Genomic DNA, 15,870 nt, shown 5'->3' with positions numbered 1-15,870 from the left:
ACCTACTTATTACCATTTTACAGGTTTTAGAAACCTTTTCGTAAGTAATTGCTGACTCTTCATGACTAATTGCGGACTTTTTTCATTAATTGCGGACTTTCCGCCATTAATTGCTGACTTCCCTTCATTAATTGCTGACTTTCTAAACTTAATTGCTGACTTCCCTTCATTAATTGCTGACTTTCCGCCATTAATTGCTGACTCCCCTCCATTATTTGCTGACTTTCCGCCATTAATTGCTGACTTTTTTCATTAATTGCTGACTTATTACCACTAATTGCTGACTTTCCTCCACTAATTGCGGACTTCCCTCCATTAATTGCTGACTTTCCGCCATTAATTGCTGACTTTCTAAACTTAATTGCTGACTCACTAAAAAGTGCGTCAGCTGCTTTAGTCAGCTGGCGCACCGGATTGAAATCGGACTTCCCGGTATTTTGTTTTTCCGCCTGAGAGGCTGGCGAATCCGTACATTCCGTGTGTAAATGCCGGATCGGCTGCTGTTAGAACTTTTTCACCGTTGATGGAGAAAGCAATTTCCTCTCCGATGCACACTGCTTTAAACTCGTAGGCAGTGTGATGCTGCCACTCGTATTTCGCGGTTTGCAGGTGCCGCAAACCGAAATCTCTTATGAAAATGGACACCTTTCCTTCTCCATTGAAGCCTGCCATATAGTGGCGCTGCGTCCCCTGTCCTCTGAATAAAAGAAGATGGCTCTCACCTTCCAGAGGGGTGACTTCTGCTGAGAAGGTGTAATCCCTCTCATAGTAATTGCCTGTATAGGAGGAGGCTTCACCTGCCGATTCGCTGAGGAGGCAGTCCTCCTGCAGCCTCCATTTTCCTTTATGATGGGAAAACGGGGTGACGGATTGAAATTCTGCTGCCTGTTTCCGAAAGTCGATGGAGTAAGCCGAGGGTCCGAAGATTTGAAATTCCTTGATGAGGAGCCTGCCGAATGCCCGGTTATAGGAAGGGGAATGGCTTGTCAGTTCAAATCCGATTTCGTCTGCGAAAGAGCCGTTTAAATCCGGAATGGTAAACTCTGCAATCGATCCTGCCTGGTTTTCAATTGCGACGGGGGCGAGCTTAATGGCTTCTTTGCTGAACGTATCTCTCACATAGGGGGTGAGCAGGATCCGTTCTCCCCGCCACTGGTCTAGAAAGATCCGTGCCCGGACGGTTTGGCCACTATAGGCTTTCGGCGAGAAGACCGGCTTGTATTTTTCATCATTAAAATCTGCCCGCCGGTAAAACGATTTCCAGAAAATCCGGCTCCTCTCTCCGGCTGTCATCCGGTCAAAGAGGACTTCCAAGGCTGCAGGAGCAGCTTTTACGATCGTCTTGAATGGATTGTCTGTTAAAAATCCATGCGTTGAACCCGGGAGCGAAAAATCGAAGCGGATGTCTCCCCGGGGAACGGGAAGCGGGGGTTTGCCTTCCCGCTCAAGCCTGAGCCCCGCGAGTTCCTTAACAAAGCTCGGAATGTCAACGATGTTCAGGAAGCCGGAAACACTAGAGGTGACGATTGTATCGTTCACCGGCTTACGGTAATGCCTCGGTATTCCGGCGAGTCCGGCGAAAACACCTGCGATCGTTCCGACATTTCCTGCGTTGCAGTCCGTGTCCCATCCGCACATGACAGCGATTTCAACTGTCCGGTCGATTGATCCATTTCCATAAAGCAGTGCCAGCACGCAAATCCCTGCATTTGGGATGATGTGGCAATCGCCAGGATACCGGTGATAACCCCATTGTTCCTCCACAAAGTGGTAGCAGAGCCGGAAGTCCTCCGGGTGGTGTTTATGAAAGCTGAGAACCGAGCATACGAGCTTCGCATATTCACAGTCTGCCGGAATCTCGAGCAGTCCCGCCGATACGATTTCATTGATACTTCCTGCTTCAAACGCCTGTGCGATGCAGGCCGCAATGAATCGCGCACCGTACAGTCCATTCCGGTCATGGGATACGCTCGCCGCCATCTCTGCATAGTCTGCAGCCTTTGATGGCTCTCCCGGAAAAAGGAGCCCCCATGTATCGATAAAAATCTGCCCGCCGATCTGTTCGGCAAGCGTCATTCCGTTTCGTTCCGCCGAACCCGAATCCGGAGCCGGAATGCCGTTGGCTAAATTCGCATAGGCCCGGTGCTCGGTACTGTTTTCCTCGCCTCCCCACCATAGCATCCCAATTCCCTCGCGGCAGTAGTTCAGCCACGCCCTCCCGACATCTTGCGGCTGCAGCTCTCTCCCCCGTGCATCATCGCTGAGCGCGCGGATAAAAAAAACCGGCCCGTTCGCATCATCATCAGCTGAAAACATGCGGTAATCTTTTATATAACCATGAATCTCGCCATAAACATCCCTGATCCGCTCATACGTCCATTCCTTTGGCTCAACAGGTGCACCGAGCCGGATGCCGATGTTCATACCGAGGAAACCAGCGTACACTTTTTCTAAATACTCCTCTTCCTGCAAGCCGATCCCTCCCTTTTGTCAGGTCAGGTACTTCCTTCTATCCATATGCAGATCGAGGTCATTCCATATGATTTTTTTTGCTGTGTCAGCAAATCTTTCAGACAGGGAAGCGAGCTGAAGGCCGTTCGCCTCCTCCAGGATGATCCGGTCCTCCGTCCGTATCGCCTCTTCCCCGTATAGAGCTCCGAGGATGGTCCCAGCCATCACGCCGATGGAGTCCGTATCCCTCCCGGAATTGATTCCGTCATAGACGGACGGATAAAATTCTCCCTCATTCAAATAAATGAAGGCCAATGCCATTGGCAGTTCCTCTATGGAAAACAGCCGGCTCGGGGTATAGTGATTGCTTGGTATGCCAGCTTTTCCAATTCGCCTGTGCACATCATCGGCCATCGGCGAAAACGGAAGGATGGTCTTTTGAAGAGTAAAAATGATTTCATCCATGTATGCGCCCTTCAGATGGGCTGCGGCGGAAAGGACCGCGTCTATCGCCTGCTTCGTACCGTCCTTCGCTACAGACAAGGCCGTCTCCATAATCCCTTCGATCGTCGCTCCTTCTTCAAACGCCTTCGCCACACATGCTGCAAGCACTCCCGCCGCTTCCAGCCCATAGCTGTTCTGATGACCGCTTGCGAACAAAATCGCTTCGTTATAGGCTCCAAGGGGATCCCCTGCATTCACGATCCCGGCTGGGGCGATGTACATGGCTGCCCCGCAGTTTACCATATTGCCGATTCCGCCTTCCCTCGGCTCGCAGTTTGCGAGGGTGTGCCGGGTAAAAATGTATTTCTCGGGGTAAAAAAGCCGTTCGATTAAAAAGGCCTCCCTGCCGAATTCAGGGATATACGCTTTCCGGTAAGCGATCTCTTTTACAAACTCTCCGGCAAGATCATAGGCATCCAGATGTTTTTCTTCCTTTATATAGACGCGCATCAAGGCACACATCATCAGCGTGTCATCTGTGACGATGCCGTTCCCCCGTTGCCGACCCTGCCGCTCTTTAGCCGGTTTATACCATTCAGTCTTGAGTGATTCCACCCGACCGTACTGCTCTTTGATTTCCTCATAGCTTAGTTTTTCCACACATGCTCCAAGTGCATCACCGAGTGCTGCACCGAATACGGCGCCCTTTACCCGCTTTTCAAAAGAAACCATGTCCAGTCCTCCTATCCTATTCGATGTCGATCGCAAACAGCGGAGCATGCTGCTGGGCTCCGTATACATCCCTGTCTCCGAGCGTTCCGGATGAGACAGGACGCGCCATCGTGATCTTGATCCCGAGTGCCTGGTCAAAAAACACAAAATGGTGAATGTCTGAGAGTGCGATTTTATAAAGCGCTGCGACTCTCTCTTTTGTCACTCCACCGGATGCCTTTACCCTCTGATAGGCTTCACTGGAGTCGAACAAGATGTCCAGCGTCAGCTCGAACGGCCCGGAATTTTTGCTCCGGATGATTTTTGCCAGTTCATAAAGGCCTGCCATGCCGCACCTCCTCATACCGGACCGAAAAAAGGTCTCTCGATGTCTTCATCAAATGATAGATGGAAAACTCATAGACCGGTCCGAACTCAATATCACTGGGCGCGAAAGGAAAGGCCAGGTTGCCGGCAGTGGATTTCCGGCCTTCGTAGCCGTAATGCAGAAAGGTCGAACGGACCGCCGCGCAGATGGTGCTCGCGAGCTCCTGTGTCCGGGCTGTGACCTCGAACAGCACCGCCGCTTCATGACCGGTAAATGGGGTCTGTTCCTTTTCCCCAAGCACTCCGCTCATTCCATAATTCATAAAACGGATCGTATAATCGGTCTGTGGAATCTCTTCAAAATAAACAGCGGTCTGCCGTTTTACCTCTTCCTCCACCTGCTCGAGCCTCTCCAGCAGCAGCGGGTCACGGATGCCGGCAATAACAAAGGTCCGATACGCCACTTTACGTGCCCCTTCAAGCTTCACAAAATAATCTTCGGCTGGCAGGAAACGGCTGTTACGGACCTCCACGATTCCAAGCTCTTTTTCCTCAAACGTACAATGCTCCAGATCCAGGACAAAACCAGGTCCGTGAAGCAAATACGGATGCTCTTTTTCATAAAAGGTGTGGGCCGCTACACTGATCGGTGTACATCTTCTTTTCTCACTCAATGCCTCGACAGTAAACGAGTCTTCTGTCAGTGTCCCGAGGATACAGTCTTTTGTAGTGCCGGGCTCGGCACAAAGCGCTCCGCATTCCAGGATTTTCCCGAGATGATAGCTGAGTCCGGGGTCTTTTCCGTAAAAAAGGCCGACAGCCGCAAAAGGAGACGGATCATAGGCCCGTCCGCACACAATAATTTCCGCACGATTCTTCAACGCCTCGACGATTGGCTCGTGTCCCATTTGCGCAACAATGGATTGTGTCCCGAGGACGGTTTCTTCATTTAAAGGAGGAATGTTAGGGGAAAGCGGTTTTGTGAAGGAGCGGAGAACGAGCTCCTGAGAGAGATCTGCCGGGATAACCGCGAGTCTGGCGGACAAATCGTGCTCCTCTAAAATGTCGTAAATAATCTCAAGCGTCCAATCCACGTGCGGCTTTGCCCCGGCTCCACCTGCAGAGCCAATTACGATTGGAATCCCTTTCGGAAGACCGTGGATAAGGAGAAGTTCCAAATCCTTTTTCGCCGCCCTCCTGCTCACAATCGGCACCCCGGCTCCAAGTTTATGAGGACCTGCATCCGTTGAGCCGGCATCGACAACAATTCCATGCACCTCATATTCCAGCCCCTTTAAAAAAGAAGCAGCCGGGAATCCATAGCCCAGCATCCCGCATGGAGATAAGATCCGAACGGAACCGTTCATCGCTTCAGCCTCCTCTCACAGCTTGTATACTCTATCCTATGTTCCGGAAGGCTAAGGCATTCGATTTCGTTTTTACCAGCCTGTAAGAATAGAGGAAAATGAACAGGGAGAAGCGAAGGAATAGAAGAAGTCATTTTGCGAAAAGGAGTGCTTGAAATGAAACAAAATGCGGTGCCCTATCTTTCGTTTAACGGCAATGCCAGAGAAGCGCTGGCGTATTACAAGGAAGTTTTCGGCGGAGAAATAACGAATGTCCAGACGTATGGACAAGCCGATTTTCCGACACCGCCCGAAGCTGAAGAGTTGATTCTTCATGCACGTTTCAGACAGGACCCGCTTTTCTTTATGGTTTCCGATGCTTTTCCGGGAAGGGCTGTTGAAATCGGGTCAAACATCACTCTTACCCTTGAACTTGAAAGCAGCGAAGAAATCGAAACGATCTACGGCCGTCTGAGTGAGCGCGGCAACATTCTGATGGAGCTTCAGGACACCTTCTGGGGTGCGCGCTACGCAAAGGTGGAGGACGGCTTCGGAGTCATCTGGGATCTGAATTTTGAAAAAAGCCGCAACTGATTTTGCAGCCCGCCACTTTTACCTTCGGCGGGCTTCTCTTTTCCCGGACTATATGTACAGAAATAATCCCATCCTCCAGACTAGATCATCACGAAGAAATAAAGGGTAAAATAAAACTACTTCGTTCCGGGGGTGTTCTGATGGAGATTCGAATTACCGAAAAGGATATCCAAATATATGACAAAATTGTAGAACTCGACCTGATCCTGAAGGATGAGTATGGCATCAAGCCGGTCCAAATCGGCCAAAGGCTCGGAAAAACAAGCTATGATGCAGCTGGCTATTTGAACCCTTCCTTAAAAAAGCTGATCCAGCTTCAAGCGATTGTGAAAACGTGCCGGGGGCATTATAAGCCGGTGATCCGGGTCGGTATAAGTTAAAGAACCTCTTCCTGTTAGGAGAGGCTTAAATCACTTCATCCGCTATACACGCTGGCGCAAGTGCCCGGCTTCGGTTCATAGTAGCAATGCTTTTTGAATTGGCCTGCTTTCGGCTGGCCGTACCAAGTTGGAGGACACGGGGCATAAGGATTAAAATACCATAGGGAATATTTAGCCGGATGCTCCCGCCAGAATTCCAGGTTTTTTCTGGCCAGTCTTTTTTCTACGGATCTTGCCCGGTTATAAAAAACATTCCCCTTTTGCACAGCCTCAAATGAATAATTTCCGCCCTGCACCTGAAAAATAACCTGCCGGATCGTCCGCACATCTTTAAAATCCGAGCAATTCACCTTCGCCCGGTTTACAATCACATTTCCCACATACAGCATGCCCTGCTTTCCTTCACCTTCAGCCTCGGCTCTCATCATCCTTGCCATCAAGGCAACATCGGCATCCGTGTATTTAACTCTGCCCATTTTTTCTCACCTCAGGATAGTGTATGAAGAGAGGGGGGAATGTTGAATACCGGACGGGCGGTGCGCTTTCGTTCCAGCAAATTTCTCTTCAGCAAAAAAACAGAGCCGCTTGAAAGCGGCTCCTGCTCAGCATTATGCGGCTGCCTATCCACCTCAGGATAAGCAGGTATCTTGGGATCAGGCTGAATATACAGATCCCGATGTTTCTTGAAGTGGCTGATATGGCCTTGCTTTAAGCCGCCTGCCATTCACGTTATCGGCAGGCTGCTTCAAGTTCGAGGCTGATTTTCTCGACAAGTCCTGCGATCGGGTCATGGGTTACGTTCACCATACGCAGCACGGCACCGTGGGTGACCACGCCAAGAATCTGTTCTCCAGCGACCTGCGTCGTCATCGTTGGGCCCCACACTGCGAGCACGTCCCCCTCCTCGGCGATTCCCGTCGTTACCCCAAGGTTTGTGATCTCAATGTCTGCGTTCGTCGCGGCAAGCATCGCCAACTCTGCATCATCTGCAGTTGACGGAGAAAGCTGCGCAAGCATCAGAGCTGAGTCTCGAATCGTCTCCGGATTACGTGCTGCCTTAAGCTGAGCGGCTGCACTCCGCGCGAGATCCCAGAACCCCGAGCCAGTTGAATGATCGAGGACGACCATGGTGGCAGCGAAACGGACGACGACATCTTCGGGTCCGGCAGCTTGGCGGAGGTCAATTGGAACGTTGATGCGTACTTGCTCTCGCTTCATCGCTTTAACTAACACCAAAGCCGCCGCTGCGCATAACGCGGCCTGCACCGTACAAGATTCGGCACGTGAGCGCTCGATGAGCTGATTGGTATCCGCAGCACCAAGGTCTTTAGCTTGAATGTGCGGAATCGTTCCGTCGAAGGGACGCAGTCGTCCCGGAGGCGATAAGATTGCTTCCTGCTCCCCGGCCGGTTCCGCAGGTTTTTGAGCGGCACTCTCGACGGTGGCGGCCGTTGGAGCAGGGCTGGCTAGTAAATCCTCCTGCGCCATAGGAAGGTCCGATGGAAGCAGGGATTCTCCTGCGAGGATTGCCGCCAGGTCCTGTATGGCGCGCAAGGCACCGCGTCCATCCGTAATCTGATGAGCGAACGTCATCACAATAGTGGCCCCTGCAAGCCCATTCCCGGCGGGGATTAGGACCGCACGCGCCAGAGGGCCCGGAGAAGACTTTATTGGTGTTGTCTGCTCATAAGCTGCTTCGCGTTCCCACGTCATTTCGCGCGCAATACGGACGGGAATCTCTCTGCCGGAGGAGTGAAACACTGCGCCTATGGCTCGGTGATTTTCTTGGTCAGGGCGACGGACTTCGGCGGCGAGCAGCGGATGGACCCGCTGCAGCTTTTGCAGCGCCTGAGTCAACTCCCTCTCAGAGACATCACGAGCTAGCACAGCTGCCAGGGAGAATTGGACAGGGTTGCGATGCATATACAGATCGATGATGCGCTCGAACGCGCCGAGCGGGCGAAGGTACTGATCTGCAGTTCTGTCGAAAACTTGAGTCATAGTTATTAACTCCTTTGATTCATTTTTTATCGTCTGAACAAAAAAGAGCACCGGGGATCGTTACAGTTCGAATGATCAATCTGATTCAATGCCATCTCCATTTTCACACCCGGAACTGCACCATCAGCTTAAACTTGACACTGTGCTTTCAAATACATTTCCATATGCAGACTATCTCTACTAACCCTAACTTTTTCATCAAAAATTTTCCAAACAGTCTTACAGCTATTTCCTTACCCCTGTTGGGGATACATAAACCGCTCTCTCATCTCACATTCTTGTAAAAATGGGAAAATACCGTATGAATTACTATTGCAATATCACATGAACAACCATGCCTGGCCAAACCAATCCTGTCCGGTAAAATAAGTATGCCTCACATTGTGAGTACGCTAGAAAAGCATTCTCTCTCCATTAGATGAATGCCGGATGGGCAGTGCGTTTTCGTTCCAGCAAATTTCTCTCAAACCAAAAAAAGAGCCGCTTGAAAGCGGCTCCTGCTCAGCATTATGCGGCTGCCTCAGTTTCCAGCGGCTGCTTATAGCGCCGGATCTGGTACACATACCAGATCCCGACTGCCACAGTAAGAATAGATCCAAGTGTCATAGAGAGTGTGTAATCTAAACCGAATCCTTCCGGTGCGTAAAAGATATAAGCTGTTACGACAGCTGTCATGAACATAGCCGGAATCCCGCAGATCCAATGAAACTTTCCTTTTTGCAGACAGTAAACCGTGGCTGCCCAGAGAGTAACTGCAGCTACGACCTGGTTGGACCAGCCGACATACCTCCATAGGAATGAGTAGTCAATCGTTGATAAATACAGGGCCGGGATACTGACTGGAATGGAGTAGAGAAGGGCCTGCTTCCAGTCCGCTTTCTTTTTCGCCCCGGCCATTTCGCTCAGAATCATTCTCGAGGAGCGAAGGGCGGTATCTCCTGTCGTGATCGGCAGGATGATGACCCCTAAAATCGCAAGAATGCCACCGAATGTTCCCAAGAGAGAAGTCGAGATTTCATTCACCGCTCCCGCAGGTCCGCCAGCATTAATGGCTGCCTGCAGTCCGTCCGTGCCGTTGAAAAGCGTCATCCCGGCAGCGGCCCAGATTAAAGCGATGATGCCTTCCCCAACCATTGCTCCGTAAAAAACTTTCCGGCCGTCTTTTTCATTTTTAAGCGTTCTTGCTACAATCGGACTTTGTGTACAGTGAAATCCGGAAATGGCTCCACACGAGACGGTCACCATGAGCAGAGGCCAGATTGGGAGCTCCTTCGGATGTAAATTTTCAAAAGTCAGATTGGGTATCTGCTTCCCGGCGAAGAGCAGGGCGAGAGCAATGGCAACCGCCATAAAAATCAAAATCGCCCCGAATAACGGATAAATCCTGCCGATCACTTTATTTACAGGAAGGATCGTCGCGATTAAAAAATAGACAAAAATGATGGCCAGTGCAGCCCCGAACGATAAAGGGGTAACTTGTGCAATCAGCTGAGCAGGACCAGCTGTAAACGCCGCTGCAACCAGAATCATTAAAATGAGAGAAAACACATTGATGATATGCTTCATGTTTTTCCCAAGATACCGTCCAATCATTGCAGGATACTGCTCGCCATTGTGGCGGAGAGACATCATCCCGGAAAAGTAATCATGAACTGCTCCGGCAAAAATACAGCCAAACACAATCCAGATAAACGCAACAGGGCCATATAGCGCCCCCATCAATGCCCCAAAGATCGGCCCCAATCCGGCAATGTTCAGCAGTTGAATCAGCCACCCCTTCCACCAGGGCATTGGAGCATAATCCAAACCGTCCTCTTTCGTATAAGCAGGCGTCTTCCGCTCAGGCTGGATGCCAAAAATCCGCTCCACCACCTTTGCATAAACCAAATAACCCAGTACAAGCAGTGCGATCGATGCCAGAAACGTAAGCATGAATATAGCCCCCTAACCGTAAATGACGGTAATTGTTAGAAAATATGCTTACAATACTAACAAACAATCAGGAGGTGGACAATAGAATTTTCAGAAAAGTTAAAATGATTTAAAAATTTGATGGAATTATTGAAATAAGCATCTCCGTTTAGAAGAGATTTTATTATCTATATTTTGTAAGACCTCTCTGAGCGGTTTTAAAATAACAGCAAACCAATCCCAGCCCACCCGTCCAACACTTACCGGAATACGTTTGCGAAGCAATCTGGTTCTGAATAAACGGCGGGTTATGCCGGAGCTTGGTGAGGGCTTTATTCAGGAACCTAGAGCCTACCTGGCCGAAGGTTCCCCCGTGGTACTATTGCGGTGTTCTTCGGTAACCTTTTTGCCGAACATGTACTTGCCGGATGTAAATTCGTAGCCGGAGTTGTCGAGGGTCACTCCAGAAATTGATGGGCTGGATTGTGCCGTCAATGGTGGAGGTTGCTGAGCGGGGCCATAAAGGCCTAGGGGGATGAACCTTTATACCTTTATAAAGAAAAAATAGTAAGAAAAAAGCACGAATAGCGGAGAAAACAGCTTATCGTGCTTTTCTTAGAGTAAAACTTACAATAGTCCCCAACAACAACACTGATCAAAAAGAGAAAATGAAAATAATGTCACGGATTCCGTTCATGAAGCATGAGTCCCGTCCCGATGCTTTTGAAAGGCTTTTAGCCAATAAGGTATGAGTTTGAACATGATCTTAGTCTACTAGTAACTCCAAGTAATATTGATCATTTTCTTCAATTTTCCTTAAAAATTCTTCAAGAGAATCCGCAATTTGAATATCATAATAATAAATTGGATTGCTATCCTTATTAGTCAATTCGATTGACATTAAAGCTGATTCACTGCCCTCAAAAAATATTAGTTTATTGTTTTCAAATTCATCATATATTTCTATGTCAGGATAAAACTCAAAATCATTTACTCTTAACCGAAAATCTCTTACGGAATAAGGATCCATAATACGATTAATATTAAACTCCGAACCTTTAATGAACCCATAGCCAACCTCTATGTAAAAGTCAACTAACTCCTTAGGAAATTTCAAATCAAGTTCCTTCTCAGCCTCTTTTATTTCGTTTTCAGCCACTGAAAAAAAACTGTTTTCTTCGGTTGCATTGATAAATTCATAGCCCATTATTTTTTACCTCCCTTTTAAAAGTGTATTTGCTGGTGATCCTGTTCCATGAATACCCGCTTGATGCTCATTTGGGAATTTTGCAGGGTGCATATTCCACCATTCATGTTCTCCCCCAAAAGTATTTTCAATTATATGGTGAGCATCATATTTATCTCCTTGTTTCCTAATTATCTTACCTGTTTTTTCTGAAATAACATTTTCATTATATACGGGCCACTTTTGCTCAGTATTTTCTTCCCACTCTTTAATTACATTATTTCTAACTTTATCAAATTCTGCCCTATGTTTAGCTGTTTCTATTGGTGACATTTTTTTATACTCTTTATTTCTCAAGGCTTCCTTTAACTTTTCTATCTGGTTTTTAGGTAATTCTCTGCCAGTTCGGCCTTCTATATCTCTGATATATTTTTTAATTGTATCAGAATCTATCTTTTTATCCCCTGTACTCCCAACCGCTACAACATCCTCACCTACAATTTTACCATTTCCGTTCTTCTTCGGCACTTCCTTAACCTCCGGTTTCACTGGATTTACAGGTGGAATTCCCCCACCATTCACCACTTTAGGCTGAGACCTTACTTCCTGCTCTTTAACCGGATCAACCTTCTTTCCGAGGCCAGGGCCAGTCTGAGATTTGCTTTCCACTTTGTTAACAGGAGCTGCACCCGAGTCTGCTGAGCCTCTCTTAATACTCGCCGAAGGGGGTCTGACATCTACTTTTTGAACAGATGACGTATTCGGAGCGGTTCTTTTCCCGATATTGTCCACCACCGGCGTCTTCACTTCAGGCTTCGCAACCGTATTCCGGTGCGTCTGGCTGGCCCAGTTAGCCGGCGACGGCACAGCTTGTTTTGCCTTATTAATCTGGTTCTGAACAAACGCCGGGTTGTGGGGCAGTTTGCTGGTGAGTTTGGCCACACCACGGGCAAGGAAGGGTGAGCCCACCAAGCCGAAGCTTTCCCACATGGCGTTTTTCCGCTGTTCTTCGGTCAGTTTGTTTCCGAACATGTCGCGGCCGCTTGTGAATTCGTAGCCGGAGTTGGCGACGGTGAGGCCGTAGATTCCTTTTTCGGCCTGGGCCAGTTTTTGCATGCCGGCGGTGGTCTTGTAGGCATCGAGGGCACGGTCTGCGGTTACCATGCCTTCGATCGCTTTTCCGCCTTTGTATACCCCTCTGGCTGCACGGCCTCCCCAACCTACGACTGGGATGAATCCGGCAGCGGCCAGCCCCGCAGCTTTGACCCGCTCTGCCTCCGTCAGCTTCTTACCCGTCACCGGGTCCACTCCGGTCGTCGCACGGATGATGTCGTTTACACCGGTCACTTCCCCGGGACGGTGGTGATGTCGTATTCGAGGTCAAAAAGGCATATGCCGGATGACCCTTAATAAAGGTAGAATAGAAAGAAAAAAGCACGAATAGCGGATAAAACCGCTATTTGTGCTTTTCTTAGTGAGACAGAGAGACAGGTTCATCGTCCCGTTAAAAACTAAACAATGGGGAGGGACTTTGTTTCCTTTGTCACTGCTTCACGCATTCTCTTGTTACCTTGGGACAAGCGACCTGTCCCCTTGTCCCTGATATTATAAAAGCAGTTCATTCTCTTTTTCCCTTAAGGATTGAACAAAAACATAAGTTTAATATTTATCCATTTGCTCATCAATTTCTTCCATGTAGTTTTCTGTGTCTTGATAAGATTCTATTAAATTATTCAGAAATTCAATACTAACTTCTCTATTATTTTCATATAAATGAACTTTAGCATCAGCTTTCAATAATAAACTTACGATTTTTTCTATCTCTATCATTTCATCCATATCAAGTAGATTATAAGATAAAATGTAGTCATTATTACTAATTAATTTTTTTATTTCGGAAATACTTTTATTAACCTCTTTTCTTAAAATAGAAATGTACTTTATCTCATTAGCATCTCTCTCTATCTTCATTTTAATTTTAGCCAATTCAACCTCTCCTTTCTTATATATCATTTATTGGATTACTTCTTTTTCCTGGAAGACTTTTTTCAAATCCCCCCATGCCAACCATCAAATTGTTCGTTTGGCGTTAGGAATTCTTTTTTGATGACTTAAAAGATACTGACTTTATGAACGATGAATTAATGTGGCAGCCTTATCCTGAAGCGATTAGTAAATACAGCCCCCCTAACTATGACGAATGTTTTGGTTACACCCCACTATTAGGTTTAGGTGGAGGAGAAAAAGTAGAGAATTTAAAAAAAGTCAAATTGAAGGAACATATTCTTATGATTACTGAATTTATGGGACCAGTTCAGTAATATTCGTAAAGCGTGGTACATAACACAATTTATAAGTATTCGATAATGAAGGTATCGAGAGAAAGAGCAGAACAATTGGTCCTTCAATATATTGAAAAAGATACAAATGAAAACTTCAAGTTAGAACTAGTTGATGTAGGAATATCTAGAAATTCCCCGAAGTTTTGGGCTGCCATTTTGAAGTCAGAACTCGATTCTCAAACAAATCACATTCTTATTGTCTCACTCATAAATCTTCACTTTTTATTATTCACTATCTTTATGTATCATAAAGAAGAGCATAGCAGAATTGGGTGCAGCTCCTGTAAACAAAGTGGAAGGCAAACCTTCTCAGTATCATAAGTATCCCTACCTTATAAAACATCATCTCGTTCGGTTCTCGCACTTTTCTCGATAGACAAAATATTACCAGATACTCCATGAGGTCTCTATTTTACAGAAGTTATACTTTACTGTGTTCAACCAAACTTTTTACATGCAAAAAGCACCTTTTGTCAACTAACAAAAAGTGCATCGCGGCTTCAAATACTATATTAATTATCATATTCAGTTACTAATCTTCATAAATAACAGACCCCATATATTTAAGGTTCCTACCATCAAGTTTTGCTTCCTCAACAAGTTCCTCATATTCAAAATCATATAACCGAATAACAATATTGTACTTTCCTTCTAAACTTTCACCATAAAAGTCTTTAAGTTCACTTATAAGTGCGTCAGAATAAGAAGCATTCTTTAGTAATTCAGACAAAGAAGACGTAGGATATTCATTGTAAGTACATTCTAATAAATCTTGGTTATACTCAAGGAAGTCTATTTTAAAATCATTCATAAAGCTTGAAGGAATTCTGTCTCCCTCATTATCATATTTTATTTCTACATACTTGCTTAGCAAATCCTCATTACTACAATTTCCAAACCAAAGAGAAACAGCTCCTGGGTTTTCCATCTTAATCCCCCATTTCTAATTATCTAAGCCCTTCAGGTAATGAATCAATTCCGCCTTTCAACCTATAATGTGCCCAATTTCTTAATTTCCTTTTAAATGTTTCATAATCAAGTGAGTGATCAATCAGATCAAGAAGCTCTCTATGAGCTTTTCCAGAACCATCAAACCCATGTCTTCCTACTGGGTTTATAAACTCAACGTCTTTCGTTAACGTTCTCATTTCTGCTATATCTTCAGCCGTTACGCCCCACCGTTTAAAAATTGGTGCTCGAGATACTAGATGCCATTCATGGTAGCCACCGGGATAACGAATCCTACTCTCAATTATGGTCCTTAATTTTGGAGTAGACCAGGCTAGTTCAAATTCATCTATGCTCAATTCATTAAACCATTTTGCAAAATCTTTACTTCCTGGCATAGTTTCTGGTGTAAAGGTTCTAGTCCTAGAGGTTTCTTTAACAAAATTGCCTTTTACAAGATTATTTAATTGCTCATTTGACAATCTTTTTCCCTTCTGTTTTTTACTAGCAGAAGGTTTCTCTCTTACCCCGGGTTTCACGCTACTTGCTTTAGGTCTTGCTGGCTTAGATATACTAGTTTCACCCGTACCCTTAATAGGCACAACTTGCTCTACCTCAATTTTACCATTTCCCAAACTTTTCGGCACTTCCTTAACCTCCGGCTTCACCGGACCTACCACAGGAACATCCCTACCATTCACCACTTTCGGCTGGGACCTTACTTCCTGCTCTTTAACCGGATCAACCTTCTTACCGAGGCCAGGGCCAGTCTGAGGTTTGCTTTCAACTTTGTTTACAGGAGCTGCACCCGAATCCGCTATGCTCTTATTAATGCTTGCCGAAGGAGGACTAACAGCTGAAGCATTCGGAGTGGTTCTTTTCCCGATATTGTTTACAACCGGCTTTTTCACTTCAGGCTTCGCAAACGTATTCCGGTGCGGCTGGCTGACCCAGTTGGACGGGGTTGGCACGGCTTGCTTTGCCTTATTGATCTGGTTCTGAACGAACGCCGGGTTGTGCGGCAGTTTGCTGGTGAGCTTGGTCACGCCACGGGCAAGGAATGGTGAGCCCACTAGCCCGAAGCTTTCCCACATGGCGTTATTCCGCTGTTCCTCGGTCAGCTTGTTGCCGAACATGTCGCGGCCGCTTGTGAATTCGTAGCCGGAGTTGGCGACGGTGAGGCCGTAGATTCCTTTTTCGGCCTGGGCCAGTTTTTGCATGCCGGCGGT

Annotated in this window: 13 protein-coding genes and 4 pseudogenes; 3 read left to right on the top strand and 14 right to left on the bottom strand. The window is 47.0% G+C overall.

Annotated features, from left to right (window positions below; genetic code table 11):
- Positions 1–65: 65 nt before the first annotated feature.
- The 5 genes from GKZ89_RS09795 to GKZ89_RS09775 are packed head-to-tail and all read right to left on the bottom strand — an operon-like array spanning position 66 to position 5,300.
- On the bottom strand, positions 66–410 hold the full coding sequence (locus tag GKZ89_RS09795) for a hypothetical protein (protein ID WP_155112228.1): 345 nt from the start codon (positions 408–410) through the stop codon (positions 66–68).
- Complete coding sequence (locus GKZ89_RS09790; RefSeq protein WP_155112227.1) at positions 394–2,472, bottom strand: ADP-ribosylglycohydrolase family protein; 2,079 nt, start codon at positions 2,470–2,472, stop codon at positions 394–396. The genes GKZ89_RS09795 and GKZ89_RS09790 overlap by 17 nt, the downstream gene beginning before the upstream one ends.
- A gap of 18 nt (positions 2,473–2,490) precedes the next feature.
- The gene (locus GKZ89_RS09785) at positions 2,491–3,627 is read right to left on the bottom strand and encodes an ADP-ribosylglycohydrolase family protein (protein WP_155112226.1); all 1,137 of its coding nucleotides are present in this window, start codon (positions 3,625–3,627) and stop codon (positions 2,491–2,493) included.
- 16 nt (positions 3,628–3,643) lie between these two features.
- Entirely contained in the window at positions 3,644–3,955 is a 312-nt protein-coding gene (locus tag GKZ89_RS09780; protein WP_155112225.1) for a DUF4387 domain-containing protein, read from the bottom strand.
- A complete protein-coding gene (locus tag GKZ89_RS09775; RefSeq protein ID WP_155112224.1) occupies positions 3,939–5,300 on the bottom strand; it encodes an acyclic terpene utilization AtuA family protein in 1,362 nt (453 codons plus the stop codon). The genes GKZ89_RS09780 and GKZ89_RS09775 overlap by 17 nt, the downstream gene beginning before the upstream one ends.
- A gap of 156 nt (positions 5,301–5,456) precedes the next feature.
- On the opposite strand from GKZ89_RS09775, the gene GKZ89_RS09770 reads away from it, so the two are divergent.
- Together GKZ89_RS09770 and GKZ89_RS09765 are read left to right on the top strand one after the other, a co-directional pair.
- The gene (locus GKZ89_RS09770) at positions 5,457–5,873 is read left to right on the top strand and encodes a VOC family protein (RefSeq protein ID WP_155112223.1); all 417 of its coding nucleotides are present in this window, start codon (positions 5,457–5,459) and stop codon (positions 5,871–5,873) included.
- Positions 5,874–6,013: 140 nt separating this feature from the next.
- Complete coding sequence (locus tag GKZ89_RS09765) at positions 6,014–6,253, top strand: hypothetical protein (RefSeq protein ID WP_155112222.1); 240 nt, start codon at positions 6,014–6,016, stop codon at positions 6,251–6,253.
- Positions 6,254–6,288: 35 nt separating this feature from the next.
- Here GKZ89_RS09765 and GKZ89_RS09760 read toward each other — a convergent pair whose 3' ends face one another.
- From GKZ89_RS09760 to GKZ89_RS09735, 7 genes and pseudogenes are all read right to left on the bottom strand, one after another.
- Positions 6,289–6,729: a cell wall hydrolase gene (locus tag GKZ89_RS09760; protein ID WP_155112221.1), complete on the bottom strand. Its 441-nt coding sequence runs from the start codon at positions 6,727–6,729 to the stop codon at positions 6,289–6,291.
- A 253-nt stretch (positions 6,730–6,982) separates the two neighbouring features.
- Positions 6,983–8,254 (bottom strand): peptide synthetase, encoded by a 1,272-nt coding sequence (locus GKZ89_RS09755; RefSeq protein WP_155112220.1) that lies wholly within the window; start codon positions 8,252–8,254, stop codon positions 6,983–6,985.
- Positions 8,255–8,761: 507 nt separating this feature from the next.
- Positions 8,762–10,186, bottom strand: coding sequence for a carbon starvation CstA family protein (locus GKZ89_RS09750; protein WP_155112219.1), 1,425 nt, complete (start codon positions 10,184–10,186; stop codon positions 8,762–8,764).
- A gap of 745 nt (positions 10,187–10,931) precedes the next feature.
- Positions 10,932–11,372, bottom strand: a complete 441-nt coding sequence (locus GKZ89_RS09745; protein WP_155112218.1) for an SMI1/KNR4 family protein — start codon at positions 11,370–11,372, stop codon at positions 10,932–10,934.
- Between the two features lie 6 nt (positions 11,373–11,378).
- Positions 11,379–11,891: pseudogene (locus tag GKZ89_RS21595) on the bottom strand (LXG family T7SS effector ribonuclease toxin YxiD); the annotation flags it as partial.
- 648 nt (positions 11,892–12,539) lie between these two features.
- Positions 12,540–12,698: pseudogene (locus tag GKZ89_RS21590) on the bottom strand (pre-toxin TG domain-containing protein); the annotation flags it as partial.
- Between the two features lie 312 nt (positions 12,699–13,010).
- Positions 13,011–13,337, bottom strand: coding sequence for a hypothetical protein (locus tag GKZ89_RS09735; protein ID WP_155112216.1), 327 nt, complete (start codon positions 13,335–13,337; stop codon positions 13,011–13,013).
- 110 nt (positions 13,338–13,447) lie between these two features.
- On the opposite strand from GKZ89_RS09735, the pseudogene GKZ89_RS09730 reads away from it, so the two are divergent.
- A pseudogene (locus GKZ89_RS09730) lies at positions 13,448–13,672 on the top strand (T6SS immunity protein Tdi1 domain-containing protein); the annotation flags it as partial.
- Positions 13,673–14,225: 553 nt separating this feature from the next.
- Here GKZ89_RS09730 and GKZ89_RS09725 read toward each other — a convergent pair.
- Positions 14,226–14,621: an immunity 22 family protein gene (locus tag GKZ89_RS09725; RefSeq protein WP_155112215.1), complete on the bottom strand. Its 396-nt coding sequence runs from the start codon at positions 14,619–14,621 to the stop codon at positions 14,226–14,228.
- 19 nt (positions 14,622–14,640) lie between these two features.
- Positions 14,641–15,870: pseudogene (locus tag GKZ89_RS20885) on the bottom strand (hypothetical protein); the annotation flags it as partial.

This window comes from Metabacillus mangrovi (assembly GCF_009711125.1).
GTDB classification, from domain to species: Bacteria; Bacillota; Bacilli; order Bacillales; family Bacillaceae; genus Metabacillus_B; species Metabacillus_B mangrovi.
Note: the sequence above shows the minus strand (reverse complement) of the source record. Positions and strands in the feature narration are given on the sequence as shown.